Annotated in this window: 17 protein-coding genes; 9 read left to right on the top strand and 8 right to left on the bottom strand. The window is 54.3% G+C overall.

The features are described from left to right. Positions 1 to 44 precede the first annotated feature (44 nt). Genes AC559G_RS19180 through AC559G_RS19170 form a run of 3 tightly spaced genes read right to left on the bottom strand, consistent with a single transcriptional unit; the run spans position 45 to position 2,801 of the window. The gene (locus tag AC559G_RS19180) at positions 45 to 752 is read right to left on the bottom strand and encodes a ribonuclease activity regulator RraA (protein WP_498913958.1); all 708 of its coding nucleotides are present in this window, start codon (positions 750 to 752) and stop codon (positions 45 to 47) included. A gap of 40 nt (positions 753 to 792) precedes the next feature. After that, entirely contained in the window at positions 793 to 1,578 is a 786-nt protein-coding gene (locus tag AC559G_RS19175) for an SDR family oxidoreductase (protein WP_498913956.1), read from the bottom strand. An 11-nt stretch (positions 1,579 to 1,589) separates the two neighbouring features. Further along, complete coding sequence (locus tag AC559G_RS19170) at positions 1,590 to 2,801, bottom strand: pyridoxal phosphate-dependent aminotransferase (RefSeq protein ID WP_498913954.1); 1,212 nt, start codon at positions 2,799 to 2,801, stop codon at positions 1,590 to 1,592. A 93-nt stretch (positions 2,802 to 2,894) separates the two neighbouring features. Between AC559G_RS19170 and AC559G_RS19165 the strand changes: the two genes are divergently transcribed. After that, entirely contained in the window at positions 2,895 to 3,803 is a 909-nt protein-coding gene (locus tag AC559G_RS19165) for a LysR family transcriptional regulator (RefSeq protein ID WP_121555352.1), read from the top strand. Between the two features lie 157 nt (positions 3,804 to 3,960). Further along, positions 3,961 to 4,830, top strand: coding sequence for a LysR family transcriptional regulator (locus tag AC559G_RS19160; protein ID WP_498913951.1), 870 nt, complete (start codon positions 3,961 to 3,963; stop codon positions 4,828 to 4,830). Positions 4,831 to 4,876: 46 nt separating this feature from the next. Here the strand turns inward: AC559G_RS19160 and AC559G_RS19155 are convergent, their stop codons facing one another. Further along, complete coding sequence (locus AC559G_RS19155; RefSeq protein ID WP_498913949.1) at positions 4,877 to 5,398, bottom strand: 5' nucleotidase, NT5C type; 522 nt, start codon at positions 5,396 to 5,398, stop codon at positions 4,877 to 4,879. Positions 5,399 to 5,818: 420 nt separating this feature from the next. On the opposite strand from AC559G_RS19155, the gene AC559G_RS19150 reads away from it, so the two are divergent. Next, positions 5,819 to 6,592, top strand: a complete 774-nt coding sequence (locus tag AC559G_RS19150; protein WP_498913947.1) for a DeoR/GlpR family DNA-binding transcription regulator — start codon at positions 5,819 to 5,821, stop codon at positions 6,590 to 6,592. 60 nt (positions 6,593 to 6,652) lie between these two features. Here the strand turns inward: AC559G_RS19150 and AC559G_RS19145 are convergent, their stop codons facing one another. Then, positions 6,653 to 7,282, bottom strand: a complete 630-nt coding sequence (locus AC559G_RS19145) for an NADPH-dependent F420 reductase (RefSeq protein WP_498914050.1) — start codon at positions 7,280 to 7,282, stop codon at positions 6,653 to 6,655. A gap of 104 nt (positions 7,283 to 7,386) precedes the next feature. On the opposite strand from AC559G_RS19145, the gene AC559G_RS19140 reads away from it, so the two are divergent. From AC559G_RS19140 to AC559G_RS19115, 6 genes are all read left to right on the top strand, one after another. Beyond that, on the top strand, positions 7,387 to 8,295 hold the full coding sequence (locus AC559G_RS19140) for a LysR family transcriptional regulator (RefSeq protein WP_498914048.1): 909 nt from the start codon (positions 7,387 to 7,389) through the stop codon (positions 8,293 to 8,295). A 486-nt stretch (positions 8,296 to 8,781) separates the two neighbouring features. Next, the gene (locus tag AC559G_RS19135) at positions 8,782 to 9,720 is read left to right on the top strand and encodes a D-ribose ABC transporter substrate-binding protein (RefSeq protein WP_438598894.1); all 939 of its coding nucleotides are present in this window, start codon (positions 8,782 to 8,784) and stop codon (positions 9,718 to 9,720) included. A 20-nt stretch (positions 9,721 to 9,740) separates the two neighbouring features. Then, positions 9,741 to 10,346: a DUF2291 family protein gene (locus AC559G_RS19130; RefSeq protein WP_498913945.1), complete on the top strand. Its 606-nt coding sequence runs from the start codon at positions 9,741 to 9,743 to the stop codon at positions 10,344 to 10,346. Then, positions 10,346 to 11,866, top strand: coding sequence for a sugar ABC transporter ATP-binding protein (locus AC559G_RS19125; RefSeq protein ID WP_498913944.1), 1,521 nt, complete (start codon positions 10,346 to 10,348; stop codon positions 11,864 to 11,866). The genes AC559G_RS19130 and AC559G_RS19125 overlap by 1 nt, the downstream gene beginning before the upstream one ends. Before the next feature lies 1 nt (position 11,867). Next, positions 11,868 to 12,977 carry an ABC transporter permease gene (locus tag AC559G_RS19120; RefSeq protein ID WP_498913942.1) on the top strand — a complete coding sequence of 370 codons (1,110 nt, stop codon included), beginning with the start codon at positions 11,868 to 11,870 and terminating at the stop codon, positions 12,975 to 12,977. A 255-nt stretch (positions 12,978 to 13,232) separates the two neighbouring features. After that, positions 13,233 to 14,228 carry a sugar phosphate isomerase/epimerase family protein gene (locus AC559G_RS19115; protein WP_498913940.1) on the top strand — a complete coding sequence of 332 codons (996 nt, stop codon included), beginning with the start codon at positions 13,233 to 13,235 and terminating at the stop codon, positions 14,226 to 14,228. A 389-nt stretch (positions 14,229 to 14,617) separates the two neighbouring features. On the opposite strand, the gene AC559G_RS19110 is transcribed toward AC559G_RS19115, so the two are convergent. The 3 genes from AC559G_RS19110 to AC559G_RS19100 all read right to left on the bottom strand — a co-directional run bounded on the left by AC559G_RS19110 (position 14,618) and on the right by AC559G_RS19100 (position 16,997). Further along, positions 14,618 to 14,815 (bottom strand): putative T6SS immunity periplasmic lipoprotein, encoded by a 198-nt coding sequence (locus AC559G_RS19110; protein WP_498913939.1) that lies wholly within the window; start codon positions 14,813 to 14,815, stop codon positions 14,618 to 14,620. 185 nt (positions 14,816 to 15,000) lie between these two features. Beyond that, positions 15,001 to 15,540 carry a DUF2058 domain-containing protein gene (locus AC559G_RS19105; protein WP_498913938.1) on the bottom strand — a complete coding sequence of 180 codons (540 nt, stop codon included), beginning with the start codon at positions 15,538 to 15,540 and terminating at the stop codon, positions 15,001 to 15,003. Between the two features lie 314 nt (positions 15,541 to 15,854). Then, entirely contained in the window at positions 15,855 to 16,997 is a 1,143-nt protein-coding gene (locus AC559G_RS19100; RefSeq protein WP_498913936.1) for a cobalamin-independent methionine synthase II family protein, read from the bottom strand. Between the last annotated feature and the right edge of the window lie 194 nt (positions 16,998 to 17,191).

Genomic DNA, 17,191 nt, shown 5'->3' with positions numbered 1-17,191 from the left:
CGGCTTTATTATTCGCAAGCCGCCACGATGTTATCAGCAGAGAATTACTGTTTTTTCGTCGCCTCATAGCGAGCGCGGTTTTCTTCATTAGGCGGGTAAAGCCCCGGCAATGCGACGCCCGCATTAACTTCGGCCATAATCCAGCTTTCAAGGCGCTCCTGCTCAACGGCCAGTTCGACGATGTCGTCCAGCAACGCGGCAGGGATCACAACCGCGCCGTCCTGGTCGGCGACGATAACGTCATCCGGGAAAACGGCGACACCGCCACAACCGATGGGCTGCTGCCAGTCAACGAAAGTCAACCCGGCTACCGAAGGCGGCGCGGCAGCACCGCGTGCCCACACCGATAGACCGGTTTCCAGTACCCCGGCCCGATCGCGAACGACACCATCGCTGACCAGCGCGGCGACACCGCGTTTAGCCATCCGCGCGCACAGAATATCGCCCCAGAACCCGGCATCCTGCACGCCGTTGGCATCAACCACCGCGATACAGCCTTCCGGCATCAGTTCAATCGCCGCACGCGTCGACTTCGGGGAACTCCAGGATTCCGGCGTCGCCAAATCCTCACGGGCGGGAATAAAACGGACGGTGAAAGCACGCCCGATGGTGCGAGGCAAGCCGGATTTGAGGGGGAACGCCCCACGGATCCAGACATTGCGCAGCCCCTTCTTCAATAACAGTGTGGTCAGCGTGGCCGTCGTAATATTGGCCAGCGTAGCGAACGCCGCTGCGTCTTTAGACAAGGTCATATGCCATCTCCTGTAAGCCGGTGGAATACCGTGCCGGCCGTTAGATATTATTGATTAAGCCGCCATCAACCCGCAGGGTAGAACCGGTGATGTAAGCCGCCCGATCGCTGGCCAGAAAGGCCACCGCATCGGCATACTCTTCCGGGCGGCCGTAACGGCCTAACGGAATGGTGGCGGTGCTTGCGGCTTCCACATCGGCCAGCTCTCGCCCTTCGCGTTTCGCCCGGGCGTCGTCGAGAAAACGGGTCCGCGCCGTAGCAATACGGCCTGGTACGATAATATTCGCGGTGACCCCTTGCGCCGCCACATCGCGCGCCAGCGTTTTAGACCAGCCGAGCAGAGAAATCCGCGTCGCATTCGATAACCCCAGGTTGGCAATCGGTGTGATCACCCCGGAGGAGGTGCTGGTGATAATCCGGCCCCATCCGCGTTCACGCATCCCCGGCAGCAGCATATCGGTAATGCCGATAACCGGGATAATCATGGATTCAAAGGCGTTGCGCCAGATGGCGCTGTCATGCCCGAAAGCCGGCCCCGGCTGCGGCCCACCGGTATTGTTAATCAGGATATCGATGCCGCCGACGCGCTCCAGCAGCGCCGCAACGCCGGCACGCCATTGCGCCTCATCGCTTAAGTCCCAGCTAAAAACATGGGCGGTGCCCTGCTGGGCACGCACTTTTTCTGCCGTTTCCGCCAGCGCCGCTTCATTTTTATCGGCCAGGCAAACCGTCACGCCTTCATTTGCCAGCGCCAACGCAATCGCGCTACCCAGCCCGCCGCCGGCACTCACCACCAGCGCGCGTTTCCCCGCGATGCCTAAATCCATCTGCCTTCCCCTTATTGATTCAGTTGGCTGCACGCCTGATGAATACGCTCACAGGCGCGTTCAAGTTTCTCTGTCGATGTGGCGAAAGAGATACGGAAATGGCCCTCGTAGCCGAAAGCGCTGCCGGGCACCACCGCAACCTGCGCCTGTTCGAGCAGATAACGGCAAACATCCAGATCGTTTTGCAGCAGGACGCCATTCGGCGTGGTACGGCCGAACAGGCCGCGGCAGGACGGAAACAGGTAAAAAGCCCCTTCCGGGCGCAGACAGGATAATCCCGGCGTCGCATTAAAACTGGCCAGGCACAAGTCGCGGCGCTGGCGGAATATCTCATTACGCGGCGCGAGAAAATCCATGGGGCCGTCAAGCGCCGCCAGGGCGGCTGCCTGTGCAATCGAGCAGGGGTTACTGGTGCTTTGTGACTGAATCGTCGCCATGGCGGCAATCAGTTTTTTCGGCCCGCCGGCATAGCCAATGCGCCAGCCGGTCATCGCATAGGCTTTGGAAACGCCATTGACCGTCAGCGTGCGTTCGCGCAACGCCGGAACCTCTGCGGCGATATTGGCAAATTTCCAGCCGTCGTAGCACAGGTGCTCATACATATCGTCGGATAAGACATACACCTGCGGATGCGCCAGCAGCACCTCACCCAAGTGGCGTAAATCATCAGCGCTGTAACCGGCGCCCGTCGGGTTGCCCGGCGAATTGAGAATCAGCCATTTGGTTCGCGGCGTAATCGCCTGGTGCAACTGTTCCGGTTTTAACTTGAACCCTTGCTCAGCACCGCAGCTAACACTGACCGGCGTTCCCCCCGCCAGCCGCACCATATCCGGATAGGAAACCCAGTACGGCGCCGGAATAATGACTTCATCACCGGGATCCAGCGTCGCCAGCATGGCGTTGAAAATAATTTGTTTACCGCCGGTACCGACGCTGATCTCAGATCGCTCATAGACCAGCGCATTATCGCGTTCGAATTTACGCGCAACGGCCGCTTTCAGTTCGGGCGTGCCATCGACATCGGTGTATTTTGTTAACCCCTGATCGATCGCTTCACGTGCCGCGGCATTAATATGCTCCGGCGTTGGGAAGTCCGGTTCGCCTTGCGACAAACTGATAACGTCAATGCCATTTCGCCGCATTTCCGCTGCCTGCCGGGTTATCGCCAGCGTGGCAGAGGGTTTAACTGAATCCAGCAGGTGCCCCAGCAATTGCATATCCATCCCCCTTGATTTAGACCTGAACTTCATCGTAGGGCTTGATAATCAATAATAAAATCAATATATTTTTGATAAATACTCAAATAAAATCTATCAATGATCCGCGAACTGAAAACGCTACTCGCCGTCGCGCGTGAAGGCACCTTTGCCGCCGCCGGTAAAAAAATCGGCCTGACCCAGGCGGCAATCAGCGCCCAGATGCAACGGCTGGAGGCCGGGCTGGGCTTCCCCCTTTTTGAACGCAAGGGGCGGTCAGCACATCTGAACCCCATGGGTGAACAGGTGCTGCGCCAGGCGCAGGCGCTGTTGGAGCTCTATGATCATCTTGGCTCAGTTCCCCCGCCGGATACCGGTAGCCGCCTGGTCAATATTGGTGCAATCGCCTCGGTACAATGCGCGTTGCTACCCGCCGTGCTGGCAAAATTTCATCAAAGCTATCCGGGATGCCGTTCACGCGTGGTGCCGGGGCTATCGATGGAACTGGCTAATCTTGTCGATGCCGGCGAGCTGGATATCGCGGCGATTATTCGCCCCCCTTTCTCACTGCACAGCGATCTGCAGTGGTCAACGCTGGCGAGCGAGCCGTTCCGCCTGCTGGTGCCCCACGCCATCCCCGGCGACGATTGGGTTGAATTACTGAGTAGCCAGCCGTTCGTGCGCTATAACCGCACGTCGTTTGGCGGCCGCCAGGTTGATCGTTTCCTCAGAGAAATGCACCTGTCGGTGCGCGAGATCTGTGAAGTTGACGAACTGGATGCCATTGTCCAATTGGTGGCGCATGGCGTTGGCACGGCGCTGGTGCCGCAAACGCTCACCTATCAACGCTGGCCGGCGACCATTCGTGTGCTGGATCTGGGGCAACATACCTTTCACCGCGATATCGGCCTGATCTACCGTGCTGGGCTGGAACTGAACGAACCGCTAGCCACGCTGAAACAGCTGATTACCACCTATACGCACGTGCAATACCATCGCACGGTTCAGCCGGCCGCAGGAAAAAAATAGGGCGCGGATTAGCCGCTGCAGGGAAAACCCCCGCGCCCGGCAGCAGCAGATAGCGTTAGCCACGGCTTGTAATATTTACCGCTCGTGATTACTATTTTTTATCAAAAATAGAACCTTCCCCTGCAAATGAACATTTTTATTAATGAATGGGGCCGCCATGATACGAGAGCTAAAAACCTTTGTCGCCGTAACGCAATTCGGTACTTTTGCCGCGGCTGGGCAACATATCGGCCTGACGCAATCCGCGGTCAGCGCCCAGATTCGCTCGCTGGAAGACGCGCTGGGTATGCAGCTCTTTGATCGTTCAGGGCGCACCGCGCAGTTGAATACCGCCGGCAACCGGGCGTTACCCATGGCGGAAGAGATTCTGGCTATTTTTGCCCGCATGTCGCAGCCGGAAGATCTGGATCGCTATCGCGGCGCCATTAAGATTGGCGCGATTGCCACCGTACAGACCGGCCTGCTGCCGAAGATGCTGGTGCAACTGCATCGGCAGGCGCCCGCGCTGGAAATGAAGCTGCTACCCGGCGTTTCATTTGATTTATTAACGCAAGTGGATGCCGGGCATATTGATTTGGCGATTGCCCTAAAGCCTTCCTTTGCGTTAAGCAAAGATCTGTATTACGAAACGCTCAAGCAGGAGCCTTTTGTGCTGATTACACCGCCCGATCTGGCGGGCGATAACCCGTTGGCAATCATCCGGGAAAAGCCGTTCATCCGTTATGACCGCACATCTTTCGGTGGGCGGTTAGTCACGCGTTTTTTACGCGAACAACGGCTGGAGCCAAATCAGGTGCTGGAAATTGACGAAATTGACGCCATCGTCAAGATGGTGGAAAACAATTTGGGCGTAGCCTTGGTGCCGCAGGCAGGGCTATGGCACGAACGCGAAAACCACGTGCGAATAGTGCCGCTGGGCGATCTCACCTTTTGCCGCCAACTGATCGTCGCAACGCGCCAGGCCGATCAGCATAAGCCCTTACATCAGATGATTATCCAGTGCCTGCACCACTATGCTAAACAATAATTCTGTTTTACCGCGGTAAAAAAGCGGTTATCGCATTGCGTGGTAATTATAAAAACAGCTCAGCAACCGCCTTCCAGTTCGCCACACGCGGGAACCCTGTTACAGCGATATTGTGCGGGGCACTGAATAAAATGCCTTTCCCGCTAAAGCCCGCAAAATGCCGGGCGTTATCGTCTATCAGATAATCCGCTTGTAAGATGCCCTTGTAACCACAGAAAACAATATGCAAGGGATTAATAAAAGGAAAGTGCTCGTTGAGCCAGCGGAATTTAGCATTAAATGACAGCGGAAATTCCATCGCCGCCGTGGTAATGAACACATCATGTTTCAGTACCATGCGCCGCAGCGTTTCCTGGCTGCCTTGCATGACAGGCAAATCGGCGAAGAAATCAGGCTCCCCAATCATCTGGTTAATTTCTTCACACAGATCGGGCCGTAGTTGCTGAATCGTCTGCCCTTTCAGCTGCTCCAGCGTTAATGTTTCACTGAAGCGATGATTAAAAGCCGCCACCATTTTCACATTGAAGTCTGCGATGACTTCATCCATATCGACTGCAATCCGCGCCATTTCGTCCCCCTCGCACCCTCTCACCGTGTTTCGTTCGGTATCACTACACGCGATAAACATCTGTAACGGATTCGCCACAGGCAACGCACGGCAAAACCGCAACGCATTCACTAGCGGCCAAGGTTACCCCCAATGATATCTCTACGCAGGCGACTTATTTTTGTGATATTGGGTTTTAAAGCCACACATTTATGGCAATAAATCGCAAATTCACAACATACTGATTGCGATTTAATCCAGCAAATCCCAAAATAAAAAATGCAGGCAGGATCACAGATTCGTGGTGGACGCACGTGATTTGCCTGGCGACAGGCGGCGGCGGAACGCTATGGTTGATTAGCATCGTGGATGAAAAACCAAACCCGGCCCGCTTGAATTATCGGTTTCATCACGCATTCCATTGATATAAGGAATATCGGCATGTCGTTAAGTTCTGCCCAGCAAAGGCGCCATTATCTGGCCGAAGTGCTGCTCACCGAAGGGAGTGTCCGCGTGGGCACTCTGGCCGAGCGCTTTAGCGTCTCGACGGAAACCATCCGCAAAGATTTGATCGAACTTGAGAAGCAAGGGATCGTCAAAAAAAATCATGGGCGGGCGGTGCCCACCAGCCATTTTCTGGAAATAGAGCAGCCTTTCGATAAGAAAAATAATGAAAACCAAAAAATAAAAAATAAGCTGACCCAGGCGGCGCTGGCGCTTGTGCCCGCAGGCGGCGTGATCGTGCTGGATACGGGCAGCACCGTATATAGCCTTGCCAGGCTGCTTGCACTGAAGAAGAACCTGAAGATCTTCACCAATTCATTAAACAGCGCACAGATTTTGGCTTCCAGCAGCAATGAGGTCTATCTGCTGGGCGGCAAATTAAGAAGCACCAGCATGGGTGCGGTGGGCGGTTGGGGTGTCAGTGAGATCAACAGCATACGGGCAGACCTTGCCTTTCTGGGAACAGACGGATTCTCCGGCACCACAGGCCCCTGCACCGCATCCTATGAAGAAGCAGAACTGAAAAAAGCCATGGTTGACTGTGCCAGAGTCAGCGTGGTGGTCAGCGACAGCAGCAAATTTGCTATTGCCGGCCTGTTTAAATTCAGTGAATGGAGCGCACTGGATCATCTGGTGACCGATAACAAAGCCCCTGCCCCCGCGCTACGGCAGCTTGAAGAATATCTGAACGTGATACAGGTTGCCGTATGAGCCACCAATAGCTGAAGGAAAGCGGGCCATAAACGGCAAGCCCGGCTTAATAATATTCATTCAACGGCGGGAAACCTGATTTAACGCCTGTATCAGTTCGCCCTTTGTCATACGCACACAATAGGTCGGCATACCTCTTTCGAAACGCCATCCTTCAGACAGCGGGCCAACATCCACGCAGTCAAAGCCAAAGGCATCATAAAGATCAGCAACGATTTGTTTCCCAGCGGGATCGTCGCCGGCGACAGGCAGCGCGCGCCTGGCGGGATCTCCCGCAGGCAGCCCATCACTTTCCAGTTGCGTCATGGGGATGGCATTAAATGCTTTTGTTACTTTCACCTGCGGCAGTTGGTCAGCCAGAAGTTCACTGGTTGTTGTCTGCCCATCATCAAGTGCTTCAACCTGCCCATCCCGTTCAGGATAATAATTAACCGCATCAATGACCGGTTTTCCGCTAAGCACGCCCTGTGGAAGCTGCCTGATAGCGGTAAGAGGCACTGCGATGATAACAATATCGCCGTACCTCGCCGCATCACTGGCCGTGCCTATCTCACAGCCGATCATTGGCCGAAGGCTAAACAGCGTTTGTGGGCCGCGGGAATTACTGAGCATAACCGTATGCCCCACTTTAATAGCCAGTTTCGCCACTGCCCGCCCGACAAAACCTGCACCTATGATACCGATCTTCATCACTCCGCCCTCTTTCTTCACGAATGAAAAAAGAACTTATTTCATTACTCATTAATGATAAAGTGCATTATTTAACCGACATAAACAACAAAATGGGGTTAATTGTGGACAAGCTAACCAGCATGGGAGTTTTCGTAAAAGCTGCCGAACTGGGCTCCTTTGCCGCAGCAGCCAATACGTTAAAAATATCCCCGCAGATGGTGGCGAAAAACGTTGCGTGGCTCGAAGCCCGGCTGGGCGCCAGATTATTGAATCGCACCACGCGCCGCCAGAGCCTGACCGACATCGGGCGTAACTACTATGAAAGATGCAAGATCGTGTTGGCAGAAGCTGAAACGGCGGATGCCGTAGCACTGGAAATGAAAACATCCCCTTCTGGTATCATCAAAGTCAACGCGCCGCTGACCTTTGGTTCATATTCCTTACCCCGTTTTATTGATGGTTATCTCGCCGAATATCCAGATACCGAAATTGAACTCACATTAAGCGACCGTATCGTCGATCCGATTGAAGAAGGATTCGAAGTCATTATCAGGATAGGGGAGCTTGCCGACAGTTCAATGATCGCCTGGCCCCTGCGCCCTTATCGGCTTATCACCTGCGCATCACCGGGTTATCTGGCAAAAGCGGGAGTGCCAGAAACACCATCCGATCTTATTCACCATTCTTGCCTGGTTTATGGTATTTGGTCGCCCTCTATGCCTTGCCGCTGGGTTTTCAGCAGAAACGGCAAGACGGAAGAAATAAAACCAACGGGAAGGTTCCGTTCAAATGACTGGAAAGCCCTTCTCCACGCGGCTATAGCAGGCAATGGCATCACCTTGGGGCCGGAAGACGTACTGAACGGTGAAATTCAACAAGGCCGCCTGGTGCAAGTTTTGCCACACTATGAAGGGCCAAGCCGCCCGATGCATATATTATTACCCGCAGGGCTGCGGCCAACGGTGAAAATAAAAAGTTTCGTTGATGCCATGCGAAAACAATTTGGTCTTAAAAAAACTTCGCCAAGGTAACAGCCTGCTTTCAACCTGTTCCTGCCGTATTCATCCGCTCAACACGCACCTACAAACAAGCCGCTAAAAATGGGCGGCGCAATTGCCCGGCAGCCGGCGCATCCTGAAAGGCTAACGCTCATGCGCCCCACCATACGACGCTCTGTCGGCCTGGCGATCGCTGCAACACTCACCGTTGTAACCACCAGCCCTCTTCCGCACTGTCTGAATCCTCATCGGCATCAATATATGCCAGGCTCCTTTTTGCCCGAAGCTCGGCCAAACCGCGCTTGCAGCCTGGTTTGTGGGCCTAACCGGCGTATGTTTTCTGCCGCTTGGCCTACACGCCATCAATGCCGCCCTACGTTCAGCGCGAGCAAAACAGAGACAAAAGTTGTGATCCTATTCTCCTTTCCGCACAGTTTTTTTGGACAAGCCACAGCGTATGCACGATATTTACAGAATAATAAATCATCATTGAATATTTATTCATAATGGAGATAATAAATGAAACGTACCCTGCTTACTTGTCTACTGTTTTCCACTATAGCGCTCGCTACCGGGGCGCTGGCAGCAGAAAAAGGGCTGATCGTTATCATCACCCCGTCCCACGATAACCCGTTCTTCAAAGCCGAAGCCGACGGCGCGGCGCAGAAGGCTAAAGCGCTCGGCTATAGCACGTTGACGGCCTCTCACGATGATGATGTCAGCAAACAAAATCAACTGATTGAAACCGCCATCGGCCGTAAAGCTAAAGCCATCATACTGGATAACGCCGGGGCTGATGCCACCGTCGGGCCAGTACAGAAGGCCAAAGATGCCGGTATCCCCACCTTCCTTATCGACCGTGAAATAAATAAAACCGGCGTGGCCGTGGCGCAGATCGTCTCCAACAACTATCAGGGCGCGCAGTTGGGGGGGGAGAAGTTCGCCAAACTGCTGGGCGGCAAAGGCGAGTACGTAGAGCTGTTGGGTAAAGAATCCGATACCAACACCGGCGTGCGCTCCCAGGGCTATCACGACGTGCTCGACGATTACCCGGAGATGAAAATGGTGGCCCAGCAAAGCGCTAACTGGAGCCAGACTGAAGCCTTCAGCCGTATGGAAACCATCCTGCAGAAACACCCGAATATCGTCGGCGTGATCTCCGGTAACGACACCATGGCACTGGGTGCCGAAGCCGCACTGAAGGCCGCAGGGAAAAAAGATGTGGTGGTCGTAGGGTTTGACGGCAGCGACTACGTGCGTGACTCCATCATCAACAAGGGCAATATCAAAGCCACCGTGTTGCAGCCTGGCTGGGCGCAGGCGCAGATGGCGGTTGAACAGGCAGACTACTATCTGACGCACGGCAAAGCGCAGAAGGAAGAAAAGCAGCTGATGGACTGCGTGCTGATTGATGACAGTAACGCCAGCAAACTGAAAACCTTCAACCTGGCACAGTAAACAGGGAGCCGATGATGGTGATGAAACTTGCACACGGCGCTCTGTTGGCCGCAGCCGCTTTACTATTAAGCGCCTGCAAAGTGGTTGATCTGGACGCCAACGGCCAGCCGATCATTCCGCAAGATCCCAATGTGCAGCATGGTTATCGCAACCAGACGGCGCAACAGGTGGCGGAAGCCACCTGGAACAGCAAAGTGCTGGCCAGCGCCGAACAGCATGCGATGAGCTGGGCCGACATGAAAACCCGCAGCAGCACCGTGAAAACCGGCAGCAGCGACAGTGTGTTTGTCCGCGCCGGCGGAACCGTGGCCGCAGTCGGCGCCGCCGACGAGCGGGAACGGATCCTGACTGTCACCATTAACGGTGAAACGGTGCCGGTGGCCATCGGGCCCGTGGTGCGCAGCAATGCGATCCGCGATGCCGCCGGCTTTAAGTTTGAAGAGTTCACCAACCAGGTGCAATTTGCCCAACTGACCAAAGCGCTTAACCGCCACGCGGTGCAACAATTGCCGCCGATGGACGAAAGCTGGGTGGGCAAACCGGTGCAACTGTTGCTGGCGGTCACGATGCAGCCTAACAAAGTGCAGGACGTGGTCGCCGTCAGTGTGACGCAGGAGCAACCGTAATGAGCCAAACCGATCCAATCATTCTGCGCACCAAAGGGGTTTCGATGCTATTCCCCGGTACCCTGGCGCTGGACAAGGTGGACTACAACGTCTGGCGCGGCAAGGTCAACGTCATCATCGGTGAAAACGGCGCCGGAAAATCAACGCTGATGAAAATCCTCGCCGGGGTGCAACAGCCGACCAGCGGCGAGATCTGGCTTAACGGCCAGTTGGTCAGGCTGCCCAGCACCCGTGCGGCAGCCAAGCTGGGCATCGGCATGGTGCACCAAGAGCTGAACCTGTTTGAGAATCTGTCGGTGGCGGAAAATATTTTCCTCGGGCGCGAGTTGCAAAGCGGCCTAAAACCGATAGATGAAAAAACCCAGGAAGCGCGCACCGCCGAGCTGATGCAGCGCCTCGATCAGGATATTTCACCGCGCGAGCTGGTGGCGAACCTGAAAGTCGGCCAGCAGCAACTGGTGGAAATTGCCAAAGCGCTGGCGGAAAACACCGATATTCTGATCCTCGACGAGCCCACCTCCGCCCTGAGCAAAACCGAAGTTGAGATCCTGTTCCGGGTGATCCGCGAACTCACGCGCCAGGGGGTATCGATTATCTATATCTCCCACCGGCTGGAAGAGCTGATGGCGATTGGCGATGTGATCACCATTCTACGTGACGGCCGTTTCCAGGTGGAAGCACAGGTTAGCGAGATCGATGTGCCATGGATCGTGCGCCAAATGCTCGGCAGCGAGCCGGTCACCAGCTTCCTGGAGCCGGGGCGTGAATTCGGCGTGCCGGTGCTGGAGGCAGAAAACATCACCTGCGTTGGCCCCGCCGGCAACGCAGTGGTGGATAACGTGTCGTTTAACGTGCGAGCCGGTGAGATCGTCGGCATTTACGGCCTGATGGGCGCCGGGCGCACCGAACTGTTCGAGTGCCTGCTCGGTACCCAGCGCAGCTATCTCGGCAAACTGTGGCTCGACAGCAAACCGGTGCCACTGCGGCTGGATACCGCCGACCGCATCCGCATGGGTATGAGCCTGGTGCCGGAAGACCGCAAACGTACCGGTATCTTTCCGGTGTCGTCGGTGGCCAGCAACCTGACCATCGGCAGCCTGTGGCAACGGCTGGAGTATCGTTTCGCCATCTCGCGCAGCCAGGAGAAAGCGGTGGTGAATGATACCGTCAGCAATCTGTCGATCAAAATTTCCTCACCGGAGGTGACCATTAACGCCCTGAGCGGCGGCAACCAGCAGAAGGTGGTGATTGGCCGCTCACTGCTAACCAACCCACGCCTGCTGCTGCTGGATGAACCCAGCCGCGGCATTGACGTCGGGGCCAAGGCGGATGTGTTCCGCATGATGGTGAAGCTGTCGCAACAAGGCATTGCCATTTTGTTTTCCACTTCGGATCTGAAAGAGATTATGGCGGTCTCTGACCGCATTCTGGTGATGTCCGGCGGCAAACTGACCGCCGATATTCCACGTGCAGCGGCGGAAGAATCGGCGCTGGTGAAAGCAAGTGCTCAGGGGTTCTGACATGAAAAATACCACGACGGCCACGCTGGCCGCACCCACGGCAAAAGCCTTTAACTCGCGCGAGAGCCTGATCCTGCTGCTGTTAAAAATGCGTACCTTTATCGCGCTGTTCCTGATCGTCGGGTTCTTTGCCATTACGGTGCCGGATTTTCTCGCGGTGGGCAGCATGGTCATCATGATTAAACATATCGCCATCAATGCCTTCCTTGCCCTCGGCATCACCTTTGTGATTATCACCGCCGGCATCGATCTTTCCATCGGCGCCACGCTCGGGCTGTGCGGCATGGTCGCGGGTTGGCTGATCACCAAAGGCATTGTGCTGCCGATGTTTGGCATCGCCATCTTCCCCAGCGTTTGGGTGATTGTGCCGCTAGTGCTATTGCTGGGTGGGCTGATCGGCGCCGCCAACGGCTGGATCATTACCCGCTATAACGTAGCGCCGTTCATCTGCACCCTCGGCACCATGTACATCCTGCGCGGTGCGGCGATGCTGACATCAGGCGGCGAAACCTTCCCCGGCCTGCAGGGCAATCCGCAGCTCGGCAACACCGGCTTTGAGCAGATTGGCGCCGGTTATTTCCTCGGCCTGCCGTACGCTATTTGGATGATGATCGTACTGGCGTTGGTCATTGCCTACATTGCCCGTCGCCTGCCGTTTGGCCGCCAGGTATACGCCATCGGTGATAACGAACGCGCCGCCGAACTCTCTGGGGTGCGAGTAAAACGTGTGAAGATCATGGTGTATGCGCTCTCTGGCTTCTGCGCGGCGATCGCCGGGATCGTGGTTTCTTCCCAGTTAGTCGCCAGCCACCCGGCCAACGGCACCTCGTTTGAGATGAACGCCATTGCGGCGGTGGTACTGGGCGGCACTTCACTGGCGGGCGGGCGCGGCACGATTGTCGGCACGCTGATCGGGGCGTTCGTTATCGGCTTCCTGGCGGACGGGCTGATCATGATGGGCGTCAGCGAATTTTGGCAGATGGTGATCAAGGGCATTGTGATCATCATTGCGGTGATCATCGACCAAATGCAGAACCGCATGCAGCAAAAAGCCGCGGTCGTCGCGCAGAAGGCGCTGATTGAGGAAGGTGGCGCTAGCCGAGCGGGCTGATAGCCCGGCAGCCGCGTAATTTTCTATCCGTTTCGCATTTAAATAAAAATCCAGGTGGCGTGATGAACCCGTTCAATCTGTCGAAAGAACAACTGCAGAGCAAAGCGCGAACAGCCCGCCGCCACATTATTCAACTGAATGCAGCCGGCCCCGCCGGAGGGCATGCCGGAGGGCATGCCGGTATAACGCGCTTTCCCTCTTGCCGCCAAGGCTGCATGTACCCTCTTACCTTGTTAAGCCTGGAGAAAGATCAAAATGACTCATTACAATTACCCAAAATTTGGCGCCGGTTTGTGGCATTTCGCTAACTATATCGATCGCTATGCGGTGGATGGTTATGGCCCGGCGCTGAGCACCTTGGAACAGATCCAGGAGGCCAAAAAGGTCGGCGATCTGTCCTATGTTGATATTCCTTATCCCTTCTCACCGGGGGTGACCTTAAGCCAGGTGAAGGAGGCGTTGAATGACGCTGGGCTGAAGGCCATCGGCATCACGCCGGAGATCTATCTGCGCAAATGGTCACGCGGCGCCTTTACCAACCCCGACCCGGTGGCGCGCGCCGAGGCGATGAAACTGATGAATGAGGCAGCCGATGTGGTGCGTGAACTGGGCGCCAGCTATGTGAAGGTGTGGCCGGGCCAGGATGGTTGGGACTATCCGTTCCAGGTGGATCACAAACAACTGTGGAAGCTAGCGGTGGACGGTATGCGCGAACTGGCGGCGGCCAACCCCGATGTTAAATTCGCCATTGAGTATAAACCGCGTGAACCACGGGTAAAAATGACTTGGGATTCGGCCGCGCGCACGCTGTTAGGCATTGACGATATCGGCCTGGATAACGTTGGCATACTGTTAGATTTCGGCCATGCGCTGTTTGGCGGTGAATCGCCGGCGGATTCCGCACAGTTGATTATCGATCGCGGCCGCCTGTTTGGTATGGATGTGAATGATAACCTGCGTAGCTGGGATGACGATCTGGTGGTTGGCACGGTGCATATGACGGAGATCTTTGAGTTCTTCTATGTGCTGAAGATCAACTACTGGGATGGCGTGTGGCAGTTGGATCAGTTCCCGTTCCGCGAAAATAACGTTGAGGCTGCGCGACTGTCCATCCGTTTCCTCAAGCATATTTACCGCGCGCTGGATAAACTGGATATCGCGGCGTTGCAGGAAGCGCAATCGCGCCAAGACGCCATGCAGGCGCAGCGCATTATTCAGAATGCGCTGCTGTCGTCCATCGAAGCGGAATAATAGTGCTTCCACAAAAATGAAAGGCCTGCTGTCCCGGTCACCGGGGCAGCAGGGAAATTTACTGGTTTCCTGCCTATTCAACGCCTCTGTAGCATCTGCCGCAGAGGCGTTGAAGCCTGTTGGCGCCAGCCTACTGTGTTTGTTTAGTGACGACAAAAGAACACCTCTTTGAGAGGCATCCTTCACGATTCAACTTAGCGCGTTATTTCGCTATCGGTGAGTGGTATGCTTTCAACATATCCGCCTGATAACGCAATCCCCGTTACAATGCTTCTTTGTGCCTGCCGATCACCAGGAGCTTCGAGTATGAATTGTACAATGAACTGCCCTTTATCGGGGAATTGATAAAAACCGGGCGGATACACAACTTGCCATTTTCTACAGCCAGATCAGGTGAGTCCGTTACTGACAACTTTTGCGGCGGCGTTCCTCTGGGGGTTTATTGCGATCAGAGAAAGCGGGTAGTTCCCGACATCTGGAACCTGAAAGCATATGTCTTCACCGATCTTACTAACCGTTGTTGTTTCGTCTGCTTTTAATCTGTCGCCTGAACTCGAGCATCCAGCCAGAAAAAATGAGGTAATCAAAATAAGAGGGAACTACTTTTAGTTTTTTTCATTATTCCCCATGGGAAGCCAAAAACCAGGCCAGTCGCAAAGGTGTTGGCAACTATCCAGAATAACGCCGCGTTTTTCCGTGAACTTACTGAAAATAAAATATTAATGAAAAGCCCTAAAGGGCTTTTCATACATCAGTATCTGCAAAAGGTTAATCACCACATTAAATCATCGGGCACTTTAAAATCGGCATACGGATCGTCTTCATCTTGTTCTTCCTGACTAAGCGCACTATTCAATACAATACTGCTCGCATCTCGCTGTGCAATTTTATCGGCTACACTCGCGGGGATAATAGCGTATTCACTCTTGCCACTGTTATCAACAAGCAAACGAGCAATAGCGAGACGCCCACTAATCAGCTGGGCCTGCGTAGTTTTATCCACCACTATTTTTTTGATTAAATTATTATCTGTGAAGTTAAAACCAATATCACCTTTTGAAATGTCGATTTTGTTCATTTCAATGAGTTGCTTCACCTGAGCTTTATACTCTTTAGATAAAGCAGCTTGTTTTTGTTGTTCGCTTAGCTGTTTATCACGCTCAAGTTGTGCCTTTTTATTTTCTTCCACCGCGGCTCTTGCCTCACGAGCCTGAACCCGTGATTTTTTAGCCGTTCTTTGGACCTTGGCCACTTTTTTGCTGGATACTAATCCAGCTTTTAGCAGTTGTTCTTGTAAGGTGAGTTTTGTCATCTTCGTTTCTAAACCAGTTGAATAATTGAGGGGATTATACCTGTAATTTTTGAGACTATACCAGTTGCGGCACGGTGTGGTCTGAGTTTAAAGAAGCCTATCTAAGCAGATAAAGCTTCTAACACATTGAAGGCGAGAATAACGGAAGTCATAAAATGCCGCGATTCCTTGTAGCACGCTATCTCGCCAAGCCTGTTGAGCTACAAACGCAAAAAGCCTATTGAAATGCTGACATTCTATAGGCTGCAAAAGCGCAGGGAAGAGATTACCCGTATGCACAGGAATGCTCTCCCCATTTAGCCCTCTGCCATATGTCAGTCTGGGGAAGACTCACTTGAAGGTGCCTGCAGCACCTCTTCCGCCACCTCACGTACCAGCTGTAGCTTTTTGGCCTGATCTGCAGTGGTCAACGGATTGCCTTCCCAGGTAGAAGCAAAGCCGCACTGAGGAGAAATGCCGATGCGTTCGAGCGGTATAAAACGGGTCGCCTCGTCAATTCGTGCCTTAAGCAGGTCTTTTGCTTCAATATCTGGCCGCTTGGTAGAGATTAACCCAAGGATAACCCCTTTGCCCTTGGGAACCAACGCCAGGGGTTCAAAGTTTCCCGAACGAGGATCGTCGTATTCCAGAGAATAAAGATCGAAACTACGCGCACCTTTGAACAGCGCCTCGGCGATACTCTCATAACCGCCTTCGGCATAGAACTGCCCTGCATTGTTGCCACGGCAGATGTGCAAACAGGTTTTTATCCCTTCCAGATCGTCGACGACCTCGTTGATGCAGGCAATACCTTCTTTGAGTAAGCGCTCAGTATCAATGCCCGTCTGCGCCTTCACCCCTTCCCTTAATGATGGATCGATGAGGATCGCCAGTTCCGGCGCGTCGATCTGCACATATTCACAACCGAGAGCACGTAACTCTTCGATTTCTTCCCGGAGCAGCCTGGCCACGTCATGAAAAAGATCGAATATATCGGGATAGGCCGCCGCTGAATGAGACGAGGACCAGAACGACCATGCGAGAAGTGGCGAGGGCAGCGTGATCTTCTTGGGCCGGTCAGTGATAGCACGAAGAAAGGTGAACTCTTCAACCGATACGGCCTTCTTGCGCGCGAGTTTACGGGTAACTACCGGCACAACGGGCGTTTTCGCATTGGTGCTCTGCGCCGCCCCCTTCAGGCCACGCCATTCCAGGCCCGGAAAATTGGACGATGCAGTAAGATCAAATCCTGATAGCGCATCAAAAAACCAAGAGAAGAACATCGACCGACGCTGCTCGCCGTCGGTAACGACATCCATACCGGCAGCTTCCTGAACTGCGACGGCCTCACGCACGGCACGATCCTCGATACTCTTGAACTCCGCCGCTGAGATTTCGCCCGCGTCGAAGCGGATGCGCGCCTCTTTCAACCATTCAGGCCGGAGCAAAGAGCCAATCTGTTCTACTTTGTACATCATTCCAACCTCGTTCCTTTTTCGTTTAGTCTGCAGTAAGACGGGGTAGAAAGGCATCGACTATCTGCCCTGAAGTGGCACACTGAGTTTGGCCACCTTAACAGAGGTGATATGCTCACCTCAGAACAATACAGGTGCTCCAATGAAAAAAAGAAATTTTAGTGCAGAGTTCAAACGTGAAGCGGCTCAGTTGGTTG

It is taken from the genome of Gibbsiella greigii, assembly GCF_039540155.1.
GTDB classification, from domain to species: domain Bacteria; phylum Pseudomonadota; class Gammaproteobacteria; order Enterobacterales; family Enterobacteriaceae; genus Gibbsiella; species Gibbsiella quercinecans.
This window is presented reverse-complemented; position numbering and strand designations above follow the sequence as displayed.